Genomic DNA, 16,094 nt, shown 5'->3' with positions numbered 1-16,094 from the left:
GATGGGCGTGACGCAATCTGTTACGATCCCGAATCGGCAAATCTGTATCTGTTCTGGTGGTTTTCGATGCCGGATCATCTGCGCATGGACGTCGCCCTCTCAAACCTCCCCGACCACTCTGTCTCCGACGAGACTCCCGCCATGTCTTTGACGTCAGCCGCCGCGCCGCGTGGCCTAGCGCCCGCGTCGATACATGAATCGACGACGCAGTCTGCCGCCGCCGAAGAGCGCACGCCGCTCTATCGCCAACTGGGCGATCACTACCGTCACGCCATCGAAGCGGGCACGCTCGCCCCGGGTGCGCGCATGCCCAGCGTGCGAGCGCTGATGGAACGCCATCAGGTCAGTCTGTCGACGGCGTTGCAGACGTGTCGTCATCTCGAAGCGCAGGGCCTGCTCGAAGCGCGTCCGCGTTCCGGCTACTTCGTGCGCACGCCCGCACGGGCGAGTGTCGTGCCGGTGGCCGAGCCGCGTCCGTGGGTGCCCGACCTGATGCAGTACGTCGGGATCAATCAGCGCGTGTCGTCGATCCTCGCGCGCGGGCTGCAGGCGGACGTCAAAGTGAATCTCGCCGTTGCGCACGGCTCGCCGTCTCTGTATCCGGTCAATGAACTGCGGCAGGCGACCATGCGCGCGCTGCGCGATCACCCGCTGCTCTACGGCACCCCGCCCCCCGGCGGCGGCGAAGCGCGTTTCCGTTCGGCGATTGCCCGTCGTGCGCTCGAAGCGCGCATGAACATCAATCCGGACGAAATCGTCGTCACGCACGGATGTATCGAGGCGATCAATCTCGCGCTGCGCGCCGTGGCAAGTGCCGGTGACGTGGTCGCAGTCGAGTCGCCCACGTACTACGCGCTGCTGCAAACGCTGGAGAGCATGGGCATCCGCGTGCTGGAAATTCCGACGAGTCCGCAAACCGGGATTTCGCTCGATGCACTGGAGCTGGCCAGCCAGACCTACGACAACATCAAGGCCGTGATCGTCGTGCCGCATTTCCAGAACCCGCTCGGTTCCGTCATGCCGGACGCGCACAAGCTGCAACTGGTGAAGTGGGCGGAGTCGCGCGGCATCGCCATCGTCGAAGACGATACCTACTCCGCGCTCGGCGACGACGGCAACATTCCTGCCGCGATTCGCTCATGGGACACGACGGGCAACGTGATTCACTGTGCGTCGCTGCACAAGACGCTCGCGCCCGGCATGCGTCTGGGCTGGATCGCCGGTGGCAAATGGCAGTGGCGGGTGGAGATGCTGAAGTACGCACAGACGCGTCCGAACGAGGCGCTGGCGCAGATCGCGATGGGCGAGTTCATGGATTCGCCGCGTTTCGACCGTCATTTGCGACGTCTGCGTGTGCAGTTACGCGAACACCGTGGGGCGATGGCAGAGGCGATCGCGACGTATTTCCCGGCGGGCACACGTCTGACGCAACCCGCCGGTGGCCTGAGTCTGTGGGTGGAAATGCCGGGGAGCGTGAGTTCCGAAAAGTTGTTCGACGCGGCGCTGGCGAAAGGCATCCGGGTCGCGCCAGGCAGCCTCTTTTCCAACTCGTCGCGCTACGACAACTTCCTGCGCATCAACGGGGGACAACCGTTCACGCGCGACGTCGACCGCGCCGTACGCACGCTGGCATCCGAAGTCGTACGACTGCTGGACGCCACCGGCTGACGCGACCGAACGACCGCGCCTGTCAGAACTCGGGGTACATCCGTCCCGGATTGAAGATGCCAGCGGGATCGAACACGGCTTTCAGATTCCGATGGATGCGCATGACCGGTGCAGGCAGCGGCGTGAAGACACTCACCCCCGGCTCGCCGTAGCGGAACAGCGTGGCGTGTCCGCCATCCTGACGCGCGGCCGAGCGCACGATCTGCGCGTCGGCGTCTGTAATCCACCAGCGCTGCGCGCCGCCCCATTCGATGAGCTGCTTGCCCGGCAGACGGTGCGGTTCCGCTGTCGACGGCACCGCGAGACGCCACAACGCCTGTCCCGGCCCCGCATCGGCAAAGAAGTTGTCGGTCTGCTCGCGAATGGCGTGCCAGAACTTGGCTGCGTGAATGGCGTCGACCAGTTCTCCGCCCATCTTTACGCGCGCCGCCTTGATGGCCGCCGACGCCCCCGCCAGTCGAATCACCAGCAGGTCGCTGCGCCACGCGCTGCCCGTAATCGGCAGCGGCTGGCCGCCCCATTCGTTGAGCTTGCGCACCGCGTCGATGGCGTTCATCTCGAATTGCAGCGTGAGTTCCGCGAACGGCTGCGGCAGTACCTTCAGCGACACTTCCAGAATCAGGCCCAGCGTGCCGAGCGAGCCGGCGAGCATGCGTGAGACGTCGTAACCGGCGACGTTCTTCATGACCTGTCCGCCGAAATTCAGCACATGTCCACGGCCGTCCATCAGCTTCGCGCCGAGCACGAAATCGCGCACCGATCCGACCGCGCTGCGACGCGGACCTGCAAGTCCGGCGGCGACGGCCCCGCCAACGGTCGCGCCCGGGCCGAAGTAGGGCGGCTCGAACGGTAACAACTGGTTGCGCTCGGCAAGCGCGGCTTCAATCTCGGCCAGCGAAGTACCGCAACGCGCGGTGATGACCAGCTCGGCCGGGTCGTACGCAACGATGCCGCTGTAAGCACGCGTATCGAGGACTTCCCCCACACGCTGCTGGCCGTACCAGGCTTTGGTGCCGCCGCCGCGAAGCTGGAGCGGCGCGCGGCGCGCGGTGGCTTGTTCGATGACGGCGCGGAATTGCTCGATGGTGTCGGTCGTGTCGGTCATCAGCTCGGTTCGGGCGGCGGTGTGGAGTCGGTCTGGTAAGGCCCGAGTTCGCTGCCGCAATGCTTGCAGAAGCGTGCGTCGGGGTCGTGTCCTTCGGTCTGACACTGGGGGCAGGTGCGCGTGGTCACGGTCGTGCGACGCATGGCCGAGTGAATCTCCGCGCCCATGATGCCCGTGGGAATTGCAATCACGCTATAGCCCAGCAGCATCACGAACCCGGTGATCGCCTTGCCCAGCCCGGTGACGGGCACGACGTCGCCGTAGCCGGTCGTCGTCAGCGTCACAATGGCCCAGTAGATGCCGACCGGAATGCTGGTAAAGCCGTGTTCGGGGCCTTCGATGATGTGCATGAGCGTGCCGAAGATCACCACGATGATCGAGATGAACCCAAGAAACACGAGGATCTTGCGACGCGCGTTGTACAGCGCAATGCTCAGCACACCCGCCTCGTTCACGTAGGCCGTGAGCTTCAGAATCCGGAAGGCGCGCATCAGTCGCAGCAGACGCACGTCGATCAGCCCATGCAACTCCGGTACGAGAATCGCCAGATAGGTCGGCAGGATAGCGAGCAGATCGATGAGACCGTAGAACGACAGCGCGTAGCGCATCGGTCGATGCGCGCTGATCAGTCGCGCAATGTACTCGGCCGTGAAGAGCAGCGTGAAGAACCATTCGAGAATGGCCATCGGCAGCGGCATCGTGGACTGCACCGCCGGTACGCTCGACACCACCACCGTGAACACCGACAGCACGATGGCGATCAGCAGGGCGATGTCGAACAGCCGACCTTCGCGCGTGTCGGCTTCGAAAATGATGATGTAAAGACGCTGCCGCCAATCGTGCGGCAGCCACTCCGACAGCGCACGCATGTCAGAACCTCGGCAGATCGGGGTGCGGCAACAGTCCCCCGCGCACGTGCTGCTTGCCGTATTCGGCACAGCGCGCGCGCGTGGGAATGCCTTTGTCCGGATTGAGCAGTCCGACCGGATCGAACGCGCGCTTCACGCCGAAGAACGCATCGCGTTCCTGCGCCGAGAACTGCACGCACATCGAGTTGATCTTCTCGATGCCCACGCCGTGTTCGCCCGTGATCGTGCCGCCGAGTTCGACGCAGGCCTCGAGAATGTCGCAACCGAACGCCTCGGCGCGATGCCATTCGTCCAGATCGTTGCCGTTGAAAAGAATGAGCGGATGCATATTGCCGTCTCCGGCGTGAAAGACGTTAATACAGCGCAACCCATATTGTTGTTCCAAACCTTCGATGCGTTTGAGTAATGTCCCAATCGCACGGCGTGGAATCGTGCCGTCCATGCAGTAATAATCCGGCGAGATGCGCCCGGCGGCGGGAAAGGCGTTCTTGCGCCCCGACCAGAAGCGCAGGCGCTCTTCTTCGCTACGCGAAATCTGCAACCGCGTCGCGCCCGAGGTGCGCAGCACGTGTGAGATGCGCAGGATCTCTTCGGTGACTTCTTCCGGCGTGCCGTCCGATTCGCAAAGCAGAATGGCGGCGGCATCCAGGTCGTACCCCGCGTGGACGAACTCCTCGACGGCCTGTGTGGCGGGCTTGTCCATCATCTCCAGCCCGGCAGGGATGATGCCTGCGGCGATGATCGCGGCGACCGCGTTGCCGCCGGTCTCCACGTCGTCGAAGCTCGCCATGATGACCTGCGCCGTCTGCGCTTTCGGTATCAACTTGACGGTGATTTCGGTCACGACGCCGAACATGCCCTCGCTGCCGATGAAGACCGACAGCAGATCGAGTCCGGGCGCGTCGGGGCCGAGCGAGCCGAATTCGATGGCTTCTCCCGACATGGTGATGGCACGCACTCGCAGCACGTTATGCACGGTCAGGCCGTACTTCAGGCAATGCACGCCGCCGGAGTTCTCCGCAATATTGCCGCCGATGGTGCAGGCGATCTGCGACGACGGATCGGGCGCGTAATACAGCCCGTAGGGCGCAGCGGCTTCCGAGATCGCGAGATTGCGAACACCCGGCTGCACCGTCGCCGTGCGGGCATAGGGGTCGACCTCGACGATTTTCTTGAACTTCGCGAGCGAGAGCACCAGACCGTCCGAGATCGGCATCGCACCGCCGGACAGACTCGTGCCCGCACCGCGCGGCACCACCGGAACGCCGAGCTGGTGGCACGCCTGCAAAATGCGCTGCACCTGCGATTCGGACTCTGGCAACACGACCGCGAGCGGCACGCGGCGATATGCGGCGAGGCCGTCGCACTCGTAAGGCGTGGTGTCCTCGCGGCGATGGAGGATGCAATGCGGCGGCAGGATTCTGGCGAGCGCGTCGAGCAACTGGCCCTGGCGTGCCGCCAGCGCTTCGGCATCGATGGGTGCGATGCCCGTCGGCGTTTCACCGGACGGGTTGGGCTGGCCTTGCCGGGTCACGGGCGCGTTCATGCGGCGCTCAGCCCGCAGCACGCAACCGGAAAATCTTGCCCGGATTGAGCAGATTGTGCGGATCGAGCGATGTCTTGATCGCGCGCATGACGTCGATGGCGTCTTCGCCATGTTCTGTTGCGAGGAAGCCCATCTTGTGCAGGCCGACGCCATGTTCGCCGGTGCAGGTGCCGCCCATGCGAATGGCACGCTCGACAATGCGCTGATTCAGGCGCTCGGCTTCTTCGATGTCGGTCGGTTTGTCCGGATCGATGAGAATCGCGACGTGGAAATTGCCATCGCCCACGTGGCCCACGATCGGGCACGTCAGATAGGAGCCTTTCAGGTCCTCTTCCGTCTCGCCGACACACTCGGCCAGACGCGAGATCGGCACGCACACGTCCGTCGTCACCGCGCGGCTGCCCGGCTGAAGCTGGAGCATCGCGAAGTAGGCGCTGTGGCGCGCACTCCACAAACGGTTGCGGTCTTCGGTGCGGGTGGCCCACTCGAAACCGGTGCCGCCATTGTCCTTGGCCAGTTCCTCGACCGTCTGCGCCTGTTCCTGCACGCCCGCTTCGCTGCCGTGGAATTCGAAGAACAACGTCTGCGTTTCCGGCAGATCCAGCTTGGAGTGCTTGTTGATGGCCCGCACGGCCAGCGCGTCGACGAATTCGACGCGAGCAACCGGCACGCCCAACTGGATCGTTTGGATGGTGCAGTTCACGGCGTCCGTCATGCTTGGGAACGAGCAGATCGCCGCGGAGACCGCTTCGGGCTGCGGATAGAGTCGCACCGTCGCTTCGGTGATGATGCCCAGCGTGCCTTCGCTGCCCACGAACAGGCGCGTGAGGTCGTAGCCGGCCGACGACTTGCGTGCGCGCGTGCCGGTGTGGATGACGCGGCCGTCGGCGAGCACCACGGTCAGGGCCAGCACGTTCTCGCGCATCGTGCCGTAACGCACGGCATTGGTGCCCGAGGCACGCGTGGCGCACATGCCGCCAATGCTGGCGTCCGCGCCCGGATCGATCGGGAAGAAGAGGCCCGTGTCGCGCAGCGCTTCGTTCAGCGCCTTGCGCGAAATGCCGGGCTGAGTGGTGACCGTCAGGTCCTCGGCGTTGATCGAAACGATCTGGTTCATCTCCGACAGATCGAGCGACAAACCGCCTTCGACCGCGAGCAGATGACCTTCGAGCGACGAACCCGCGCCGTAGGGGATGATCGGGACGTTGTATTTCGCACAGAGTTTGACGATCTGCGAGACCTCTTCCGTGCTGTGCGCGAAGGCGACCGCGTCGGGCAACATCGGGTCGAACGGAGACTCGTCCCGGCCGTGATGTTCGCGTAGCGCTTCCTTGGTGCTCACGCGCTCGCCCAGCAGGGCTTGCAACTCGGTGAGCAAGGCGTCGGGGAACGGACGCTTGGCGGCGAACGGCAGATGGGGATGATTCACGGCTTTCTCCTTCGGGTCTCCGGGCCGCCATCGCCGGTGGGCGCAGGCGGACACCATATCGGGCGGGGTCTCGGGCGCGCGGTGCACGCCCTGACACCTCATGAGCGGGGATTTTACGCTGGGACGGCGTTTTTCCCCACACTTTGCGTCATATCATACGGACTTGCCGTGTATCAGCGCCATCGGAATTGCCTGAAAAACAGGCAGGCGATGGCAGTGCGGTCAATTTCAATCAAAAAGGCAGGTCGTCCGGTGCCCGAACAGGGGCCAGCGGGCAAGATGTGCCGCAAGGGGTAGGTGCCAGAAGATGGGGAATCGTTTGAGCAAGATCGTCACGCGTACCGGTGACGGTGGCAAGACCGGCCTGGGCGACGGCGCACGCATCGACAAGTTCAGCCTGCGCATCGTCGCCATTGGCGAGATCGATGAGACCAATTCGCACATCGGCGTGCTGCTGTGCGAGGACCTGCCGCAGGACGTGCGGGCCATGCTGCTCGATATTCAGCACGACCTGTTCGATCTCGGCGGCGAACTGAGCATGCCCCGTCACACATTGCTGACGGACGCTCAGGTGGCCAGGCTCGACGAGTGGCTGGCGCACTACAACGCCGAGCTGCCGCCGCTGAAGGAATTCATTCTGCCGGGCGGCACGCGCGCCGCAGCACTCGCGCACGTGGTGCGCACGGTGGCGCGCCGCGCCGAGCGGGCGATGGTGGCGCTGGGGGCCGATGAGACCGTCGCGCCCGCCCCGCGTCAATACGTCAATCGCTTGTCCGACCTGATGTTCGTGCTGGCCCGTGTGCTCAACCGCGCAGGCGGTGGGAGCGACGTGCTCTGGCAGCGTGAGCGCACGTCTGGCGGAGCCGGGTAAGCGCGTCGGGCACTCACGCCGCTGACGACAATCGCAGGATGCAAAAAGGGCGACCGATGGTTCATCGGCCGCCCTTTGCTTGCGTCGTCGCTAACTGATATCGATCAGTTGCCAGCGCCACGTGCCACGCGGCGGGCGCGCACGGCGTCGGCCAGCGTGTCGAGCACCTTCAGGCTGTCTTCCCAGTTGATGCAGGCGTCGGTAATGCTCTGACCGTAGGTCAGTTCCTTGCCCGGCACATGGTCCTGACGGCCGGCCACGAGGTGCGATTCGACCATTACGCCGATGATGCGGTCGTCGCCACCGGCGATCTGGCGGGCGATGTCGTCGCACACCGGGATCTGGTTCTCATGCTTCTTCTGGCTGTTGGCGTGCGATGCGTCGATCATCACGCGCGCGGCCAGTCCCTGCCTGGCGATGTCGTCGCAGGCGGTCTGCACGCTGGCGGCGTCGTAGTTCGGTGCTTTGCCGCCGCGCAGAATCAGGTGGCAGTCTTCATTGCCTGCGGTCGACACGATGGCCGAGTGACCGCCCTTCGTCACCGACAGGAAATGGTGCGGCTGCGATGCGGCTTTGATGGCGTCCACGGCGATCTTCACGTTACCGTCGGTGCCGTTCTTGAAGCCGACCGGGCACGACAGGCCCGACGCAAGTTCGCGGTGCACCTGCGATTCCGTGGTGCGTGCGCCGATGGCGCCCCACGACACGAGATCGGCGATGTACTGCGGGCTGATCATGTCGAGGTATTCCGTGCCGGCGGGCAAGCCCATCTCGTTGATCTGGGCGAGCAGTTCGCGCGCCAGACGCAGGCCGTCGTTGATCTTGAAGCTGTTGTCCATGTGGGGGTCGTTGATCAGACCCTTCCAGCCCACCGTCGTGCGCGGCTTCTCGAAGTACACGCGCATCACGATTTCCAGCTCGCCCTTCAGACGTTCGCGTTGCTCGACCAGACGCGCCGCGTATTCCAGCGCAGCCTTCGGGTCGTGAATCGAGCACGGGCCGATGATGACGACCAGACGGTCTTCCATGCCGTGCAGCACGCGGTGAATGGCGCCACGCGAGCGATGGATGAGATCCGCGCTCTTTTCCGAGCACGGGTATTCGCGAATCAAGTGCGCCGGGGGCGTCAGTTCCTTGAGTTCGCGAATACGGACATCATCGGTGTTGTGGGGAGGCATGGTTTTTCTCCTGGGCAGTTCTGACTGCGGTTCGTTTCTCGGGATTCGGGTCAAAAAAAAACCGCCAGACTCGCTGGCGGTTTTTCAGGATTCGTTCGGTGCTTACTGCTGCAACTGTCCCTCTCCATCCGCCAGCGGTGTGAGATACGCAAAAAAGTAAAAGTAAAACTTATTGGCGGTCATGAAGGATGTCTTGGACATTGCTTTGCAGGCGGTTTGCCGTGCACAGAAACAACTTTATACGCCTAATCGAATGACGCTGCAACCGCGTGGGGCCGCTAATCGGTGGGAAAACGCGCGGAATCACCGTATTTTTGCGCGTTGTTTTGCGTCAAAAAATCACGTTTTTTGAAATACATGCGAAAACACCCGGTTTGACCCGGGCGCTTTGCTAAGCTTTACGCATTTTTTGCGGTGCGCAAACTGTGTCGATCAGGCCGTACCGCCGACCGTCATGTTTTCGATGCGCAGTGTCGGCTGGCCCACGCCCACCGGCACGCTCTGGCCTTCCTTGCCGCATACGCCCACGCCCGAGTCCAGCGCCATGTCGTTGCCGATCATGGTGACGTCCTTGAGCGATTCCGGGCCGTTGCCGATGAGCGTCGCGCCCTTGACCGGGTACGTGATCTTGCCGTCCTCGATCATGTACGCCTCGGACATCGAGAACACGAACTTGCCGTTGGTGATGTCGACCTGACCGCCGCCGAAGTTCACTGCGTACAGCCCGTGCTTGACCGACTTGATGATTTCCTCGGGGTCTTTGTCACCGCCGAGCATGTAAGTGTTGGTCATGCGCGGCATCGGCAGGGCGGCGTACGACTCGCGACGGCCGTTGCCCGTGACCGGCATCTTCATCAGGCGGGCATTCAGGCTGTCCTGCATGTAGCCCTTCAGAATGCCGTCTTCGATGAGCGTGGTGCACTGCGTCGGGTTGCCCTCGTCGTCGATGTTCAGCGAGCCACGGCGGTTCGACAGCGTGCCGTCGTCCACCACCGTGACGCCCTTGGCCGCTACGCGTTCGCCCAGACGGCCTGAAAACGCCGACGAGCCCTTGCGGTTGAAGTCGCCTTCCAGCCCGTGGCCGATGGCTTCGTGCAGCAGCACGCCAGGCCAGCCCGGGCCAAGCACGACGGTCATCGCACCGGCCGGTGCCGGGCGGGCGTCGAGCTTGACGATAGCGCCGTCCACCGCTTCCTTGACGTACTTTTCGAGCAATTCGTCGGTGAAGTAGGCGTAGTCGAGACGGGCACCGCCGCCGCTGTTGCCGATTTCGCGACGGCCGTTCGATTCGACGATGACAGTGACGGACACGCGCACGAGCGGGCGCACGTCGGCGGCGATCACGCCGTCGCTGCGGGCCACGAGCACGACGTCGTATTCACCGGCCAGCCCGGCCATGACCTGCGACACACGCGGATCTCGCGCACGGGCGAGCTTCTCGATGCGTTCGAGCAGCGCGACCTTGCCGTTGGCGTCGAGCGAGGCGAGCGGATCGGAGGGCAGATACAGTCCGTGGCCGGTCGCGCTGGCCAGTTTGCTGCCGACCTTCACGCGACCGCGTCCGGCCGTGGCGATGCTGCGCGTGGCCGCTGCGGCGTCCTTGAGTGCGATCTCGGAGATGTCGTCCGAGTAGGCGAACGCGGTGCGGTCGCCCACGATGGCGCGCACGCCCACGCCCTGATCGATCGAGAACGAACCCGATTTGACGATGCCTTCCTCCAGGCTCCACGCTTCGCTGCGGGTGTACTGGAAGTACAGATCGGCGTAATCCACACGGTGCGTGAAGATGTCGCCGAGCGCGCGTTGCAGATGGCTTTCGTCGAGGCCGTAAGGCGTGAGCAGCAGCTCGCGGGCCGTGGCCAGGTTCTGGATGCCGGTGTCGATGATTTTCATGCGGTGTCAGGCCAAGGAAATGTATACGGTAGATGAGGGCGAATTCGTCGAAGTCAACATGGCGAAATCAACGCGGCGCGCGGGTGCGAGGCATATCGGTCAGCCCTGCAGCACGCGGTGACGCCAGGCGGGCAGACTCTGGCGAACGCCGGCCAGCCGGGCCGGATCGACCTCGCCCACGACCACGCCAGCGCCTTCGGCTTCGCGCTGGGCGACGATTTCGCCCCACGGGTCGATCAGCATGGAATGCCCCCACGTGCGCCGCCCGTTCTCGTGGTGCCCGCCCTGCGCGGACGCCAGCACGTAGCATTGGTTCTCGACGGCCCGCGCGCGCAGTAGTAATTCCCAGTGCGCGCGGCCAGTGGTGTAGGTAAAGGCGGCGGGTACGACCATGAGCGTACAGTCGCCCATCGCCCGGTACAACTCGGGAAAACGCAGGTCGTAGCACACCGACAGGCCTACGCGCCCGAACGGCGCTTCAAACGTACGGACGGCGTCGCCGGGACGAATGGTGCGCGCTTCGTCGTAGGCTTCCTCGCCTTTGACGAAGTTGAACAGGTGGATCTTGTCGTACCGCGCGGCGGGGGCGCCGTCCGGTGCGAAGACCAGCGTCGTGTTGAGCACGCGTTCGGGCTCCGGCGCGGCCAGCGGCAGCGTGCCGCCGATCAGCCAGACACCGTAGCGGCGTGCCGTTTCCGCCAGAAAGTCCTGAATCGGGCCACTGCCCGGCGTTTCGCGCAGTGCCAGCTTGTCGGTGTCGCGCTGGCCCATGTAGCAGAAATACTCCGGCAGCAACACCAGTTCGGCCCCGGCGTGCGCTGCTTCGGCCACCAGACGGGCGGCTTCACGCAGGTTCCGGTCGACGTCGGGCGCGCTCACCATTTGCGCGGCAGCCACGCGAACGGGCGCGCCGGTCGGGGCGGGCTGGGCGGTTGACTTCGTATCGGGGCTCGTCATGGATCGCTGATGTTGGGGGCGGTAATGGTTGTCGCCGGGTCGTCGCAGGGTGGCTGTCGGTCTTCCGGCGGGGCTCAGTTGCCGCGCATACCGGCTTGGGACGCGATGCCCGAGGCGCTATTGCGTGCTTCCGGCCGGGTTTCCGGGGATGCATCGATCTTACTCTTATTGCCGGTGGCCTGTCCGATGACCGGATTGTCCCAGGAGCCGGTGACGTGATACGTCGTCGAGAGTGTGCGCGAGAGCTGATCGCCCAGCGCCAGTTGCGCGAAGAACGAGCCGATGCCCAGCGCCGGGTTGATGATCGCCCACGCCAGCGACGCCGACGCCGCGTTGATCTTCGGCAGCACCAGCACGTTCAGATCCTGTGTCTCGCGCGCGAGGTCGGTGTGGCCATCGATCTTGATGGTCGCTGCGTTGGCGTTGATCGTCAGATCGCTGGTGTTCGCCACGCCGCCCTGCATCGCGACGTTGCCGTTGATGCTGTCGAACGGCAGACCGCTGCCGATCACGCTGTTGAAGTCGAAGGTCAGGATCTTGGCGAGCGTCTGAACCGACAGAATGCCCAGCAGCTTCGCCAGCCCCGGATCGGCCTTCAGGATCTGCCCGCGCTTGAGTTCGATGGCCACGCGCCCGCCGAGCGTCGGGTAGTCGATGGCGTCGGGGCCGCCGCGCCAGCCGAAGCGACCGGAGACGGTGCCGGAGCCGTCCTTGAGCGTCTTGGGCAGGCCCAGACGGTCGAGCAGACCACCGCCGTCCTTCACGTCGAGATTGAAGTCGAGCACCGTGCGGCGCGGCACGTCGTCGTCGTCCTTGCCTGCTGCGGCTGCCGCGGCGGCGCGACGGCGCGACGTGCGCCAGTTGCCCTTCACATCCAGCGTGGCGGCGCTGTTGCTCAGCGACAGCTTGGTGAGTTGCCAGACGGGCATACCGTCCTCGGTGTCGTTGTGCGCGTTGAGTTGCAGACGGCCGAGCGGCTTGTCGCGCAGCACGAAATCGTTGGCGACGACGTCGATGGCGGGGAATTCGTCGCTCGGTTCATCGAGCACTTGCGTGAGGACGTCGCTGCCGTGGTCTTCGCGCGGAATCACGAGTTTAGCGAGACGCGCACGGATCGCGCCCGACGGGTTCTTCTCGTCCGGTGCGTGCCACTCGGCAAATCCGGAGACGAGTTCCGACGCGAGGCTCACCTGCCAGTCGCGGTCGTTACGCTGCGCGCCTACCACCAGTTCGGGCCACTGACGCGACAACAGGCGAACCTGCTTCGCATGCAGGGCGAGACGCGTTGGCAGATACGGCGTGATGGCACCGAATTCGTCGCGCGCGGCAGCAGCCGTCGTGGCAGGGGCGGGGGGCGTAGCCTGTGTGCCGGGCTTGACGGGTGTGGTGGCGGTGCTGCTGAGCGACGCGATCACGCTGCGCCACGCATCCACGTCGAGCGTATCGAACTGGGCGCTTGCCTGCACGCCTTCGCGCGGGGCGGGCACGGGCTGGTTGATGCCGATGCCGCCGCGCAGCACTTCCACACGTCCGCCATTCGTGCCATTCGTGCCGCTACGTTGCTGAACGTAGTTGCCTTGCACGCTGCCCACGGCAAAGTCGAGCGTGTCGGTGCGGCGTCCTCCCGGATTCATCTGCGGACGCATGGTGAAGCGCGCGGGCAGCGACGTCTCGGCGCTCTTGCCCAGCGGCGCGGGCAGGTTCACGGCGAGACCGGCCAGCGTGGACTGCACCGCCAGATCCGTCATGCCCTGACGCACCGTCACCGTCGCCGTATAGGGCGTGCTGCCCGTCATGCGCTTGGCCAGTTGCGCCAGCGTGGCGTTCTCGCGATTCTCGCGCAGGCCTTGCGCGCTCATCTGACCGTTGACGTTCAGGACGATGGTGCCGTCGTCGCGACTGCCGCCCGACGCGCGCACGTCGCCGCCCAGGAACGTGCCGCGCAAGTTGTCGAGCGAGATGCCGCGCTCGGTGAACGCCAGTTCGCCATCGACCGCGCCGAACGTCGGCAGTCCGTTGATGAGCGTCACGTCGTTGCGCAGGAAGCGCGCGCGCCCGGTGACTTTCGAGCGGTCGGTGTGATCGAGCGGCATCGACAATTGCATGGCGAGCTGCGTGTTGCCGTTCGCGCGCGTCTCGTCGGTGAAGTCGCCGATCCAGTGCCCCACGGGGCTGGTATTCAGATATTTGACGAAGTCCGCCGCCGGTCCGCGCGCATCGCCCTTGAGCGTGAGCGTGGAGTCGTCCTGCCCGATGTCGTTGATGTCGCCCTGTACCTGCGTGAGCGTCACGCCGTACACCGAGCCGCTATCGATGGCGATGTGCAACTTGTCGGCGTCAAAGCGAAGATTGCCGCGCACCTTCTCGAACGCGGGCCAGACTTCGGTATGACCCGGGCGCAGCGGCGACGGATTGAACGTCACGTCCACGAGCGGGATGTCGATACGGAACTTGCCGCCGCCGCGACCGTACGGGAAGTCTTCGAGATCGCCCTGCACTGCGAACGGCGCGTTCTGCACGGTCCCGGCCAGCAGCGCACGTTGCAGATAGTCGCGCACGCCCGCGCCGATATCGGTGGGCAGGTAGCGCGGCACGGCGTTGGCGTTCGCGCGCACGATATTGCCCTTCAGATCGACGATGCCGTTGCCCTTGCCGCCGTTCTGCCACGTACCGCTCACGTCGCCCGTCAATTCGGCGTTTTGCAGATGCGCGGCATCGACACGCACCTGCACGTTCGCCGGGGCGTCGCGCTTCGCGGCCGGGTGCGACACGCGCCACGACGTGCGTGCCGTGAGCGTATCGAGGTCGAGGCGCGGCTGGTCGAAGCGACCGGGGAAGTCCAGCGTGGCGTTCTTCGAATTGAGCGTGAGGCTGCCGCGCGATTGATCCGCGTCGATATGACCGCTCAGGTTCGCGAAGCCGGGACGTCCTGCATTCGGCGAGTTCGGCCGCGCAGGCGGATGCTGGCTCGGCGCACTGTCGATGCCCAGGCTCTCGAAATCGGCGACGACACGGTAACGGTCGCGCTCGGGCGGGAGTTGCTTGATGCCTGGCAGATCGCGCCAGTTGCCCGGCCCGTGGGGCTTGGGCGCCTGATAGCTGACGTCGAAGCGGGCGAGTCGTCCGCGCGGACGGAAGCTGGCGAGCGTGTCGCGGGTCGGGGCGTCGATGGGCAGCGACGGCACGAGCGCCATCGCGGCACCGATGTCGAAGCGCTGACCGGTGATCGCGACTTGCAAGCCCTGATCGTCGCTGGCAGGTAGGTATTTGGCGCTCAGGTCCGGGACGTCGAGCGTCGGTCGTCCGGCCGCCTGCAAGGTGAGTTCCCGTACGCGCAGGTTCCAGCCCGCGTCGGGCTGCGCACCGATACGGGTGACGTCGATACGGCCTTGCGTGGCGTCGAAGGTCAGCGGCGGGAGGTTGTCCGCCAGTTGCGCCGACGTATTGGTCCCCGCTGCGCGTAGCGTCGCGCCGGTGATCACGCCATTGTCGAAGTCGACCCAGGCCCGTGCCGCCACATTGCCACGCGAGTCCTTGCCCGGCAGGTCGACGTAACGCGCCAGCTCGGACAGGTCGAGTGTGCCGACTTCGCTGTAGATCTGGCCGCGCCAGCGTTTGATTTCGCCGGGGCGGGCAAACAGCGGATTGGTGAAGCGCGCGCGAATATCGAGCGGCGCGACGATCCCTTGCGGCGGGTTCGCCTGCATGCCGAAGCGGTGTTCGAAGCCGCGATTGCGCAGCATGGCGTTGACCTGCGTGACGACCGCCTCGGGCACGTCGCGCGTGGCGTCGCGCCAGCGCACGGTGCCGTTGCGGACCACGACGCGCGCCTGACGCATGATCCAGTCTGCCCCCTGCGTGTCGCTCGTCTTGCCGCTGCCCGTCACTGGCATCCCGGCGACGAGGATGGCGCCGTCGGCGCGGCGCTCGATGGTGACATCCGGCTCGTGCAGCGTGAGATTCGACAAACGCAAGTCGAAGTGGATCAGGCTGCTCCAGGAGAGCACGGCCTCGAGCCGGTGCAGCGTGAGGCTCGGTTCCACGGGCGGCGGCGCGCCGGGCGGGGCGTAGCTCACCGGCGGACTGTCCGTGGAAGCGGCGGGAGCGGCGGAAGCAGCGGAAGCAGCGGAAGCGGGCACGGCACTGGCAGATGCGGCTGAAGCCGCCGAAGCTGCCGAAGCTGCCGAAGCGCTGGCGGTCCTGTTCCAATGCAACGGTGCGACCACGCGGGCAATCGTCGACGCCTTGGGCGGGGTGCCTTGCGCCGGGGGCGTGATGCGCACGTCTTCCAGCGTCAGGTAGGGGTGCCAGCCGCGCCAGTCCGCGTCGATGCGCCCGATCGTGACCGGCAAGCCGATGGCGCGCGTGGCGGCCGCCTCGATTTGGGGGCGATAGTCGGACACACGGGGAAGGATGACGTACCGGGTCGCGAGGATGACTGCGCCAAGACCGAAATAGACGATGACGACGAGCGCCAGCAGCCATTCCAGACCCAGTCGCAAGCCACGCGGCAGTGACGAGAACCAGGACCGGGTCGCGGTGGGCGAGGCGGGCGGCTTACGGTCGGTCATGCTGCGC

At 65.3% G+C, this 16,094-nt stretch carries 10 protein-coding genes; 2 read left to right on the top strand and 8 right to left on the bottom strand.

Going from position 1 to position 16,094, the window contains the following annotated elements:
- The first annotated feature begins 141 nt into the window (after positions 1–141).
- The gene (locus MB84_RS19915) at positions 142–1,668 is read left to right on the top strand and encodes an aminotransferase-like domain-containing protein (RefSeq protein WP_084010069.1); all 1,527 of its coding nucleotides are present in this window, start codon (positions 142–144) and stop codon (positions 1,666–1,668) included.
- Between the two features lie 22 nt (positions 1,669–1,690).
- On the opposite strand, the gene glcE is transcribed toward MB84_RS19915, so the two are convergent.
- The 4 genes from glcE to MB84_RS19895 are packed head-to-tail and all read right to left on the bottom strand — an operon-like array spanning position 1,691 to position 6,617.
- On the bottom strand, positions 1,691–2,773 hold the full coding sequence (glcE, locus tag MB84_RS19910; protein WP_046293021.1) for a glycolate oxidase subunit GlcE: 1,083 nt from the start codon (positions 2,771–2,773) through the stop codon (positions 1,691–1,693).
- Entirely contained in the window at positions 2,773–3,642 is an 870-nt protein-coding gene (locus MB84_RS19905; RefSeq protein WP_046293020.1) for an ion transporter, read from the bottom strand. The genes glcE and MB84_RS19905 overlap by 1 nt, the downstream gene beginning before the upstream one ends.
- 1 nt (position 3,643) lies before the next feature.
- Positions 3,644–5,188 carry an FAD-linked oxidase C-terminal domain-containing protein gene (locus MB84_RS19900; RefSeq protein WP_046293019.1) on the bottom strand — a complete coding sequence of 515 codons (1,545 nt, stop codon included), beginning with the start codon at positions 5,186–5,188 and terminating at the stop codon, positions 3,644–3,646.
- 7 nt (positions 5,189–5,195) lie between these two features.
- The gene (locus tag MB84_RS19895; RefSeq protein ID WP_046293018.1) at positions 5,196–6,617 is read right to left on the bottom strand and encodes an FAD-binding oxidoreductase; all 1,422 of its coding nucleotides are present in this window, start codon (positions 6,615–6,617) and stop codon (positions 5,196–5,198) included.
- Positions 6,618–6,924: 307 nt separating this feature from the next.
- On the opposite strand from MB84_RS19895, the gene MB84_RS19890 reads away from it, so the two are divergent.
- The gene (locus MB84_RS19890) at positions 6,925–7,488 is read left to right on the top strand and encodes a cob(I)yrinic acid a,c-diamide adenosyltransferase (RefSeq protein WP_046293017.1); all 564 of its coding nucleotides are present in this window, start codon (positions 6,925–6,927) and stop codon (positions 7,486–7,488) included.
- Between the two features lie 104 nt (positions 7,489–7,592).
- On the opposite strand, the gene aroG is transcribed toward MB84_RS19890, so the two are convergent.
- The 4 genes from aroG to MB84_RS19870 all read right to left on the bottom strand — a co-directional run bounded on the left by aroG (position 7,593) and on the right by MB84_RS19870 (position 16,087).
- Positions 7,593–8,666: a 3-deoxy-7-phosphoheptulonate synthase AroG gene (gene aroG, locus MB84_RS19885; RefSeq protein ID WP_046293016.1), complete on the bottom strand. Its 1,074-nt coding sequence runs from the start codon at positions 8,664–8,666 to the stop codon at positions 7,593–7,595.
- Between the two features lie 432 nt (positions 8,667–9,098).
- Positions 9,099–10,559 carry a metalloprotease TldD gene (gene tldD / locus MB84_RS19880; RefSeq protein WP_046293015.1) on the bottom strand — a complete coding sequence of 487 codons (1,461 nt, stop codon included), beginning with the start codon at positions 10,557–10,559 and terminating at the stop codon, positions 9,099–9,101.
- A 99-nt stretch (positions 10,560–10,658) separates the two neighbouring features.
- Complete coding sequence (locus MB84_RS19875; protein WP_046293014.1) at positions 10,659–11,516, bottom strand: carbon-nitrogen hydrolase family protein; 858 nt, start codon at positions 11,514–11,516, stop codon at positions 10,659–10,661.
- Between the two features lie 74 nt (positions 11,517–11,590).
- On the bottom strand, positions 11,591–16,087 hold the full coding sequence (locus MB84_RS19870; RefSeq protein WP_046293013.1) for a YhdP family phospholipid transporter: 4,497 nt from the start codon (positions 16,085–16,087) through the stop codon (positions 11,591–11,593).
- Positions 16,088–16,094: the final 7 nt, after the last annotated feature.

Origin of the sequence: Pandoraea oxalativorans (genome assembly GCF_000972785.3) — a bacterium.
Classification (GTDB): Bacteria; Pseudomonadota; Gammaproteobacteria; order Burkholderiales; family Burkholderiaceae; genus Pandoraea; species Pandoraea oxalativorans.
The sequence above is the reverse complement of the archived record's forward strand: the minus strand, read 5'-3'. Positions and strand labels throughout refer to the sequence as shown.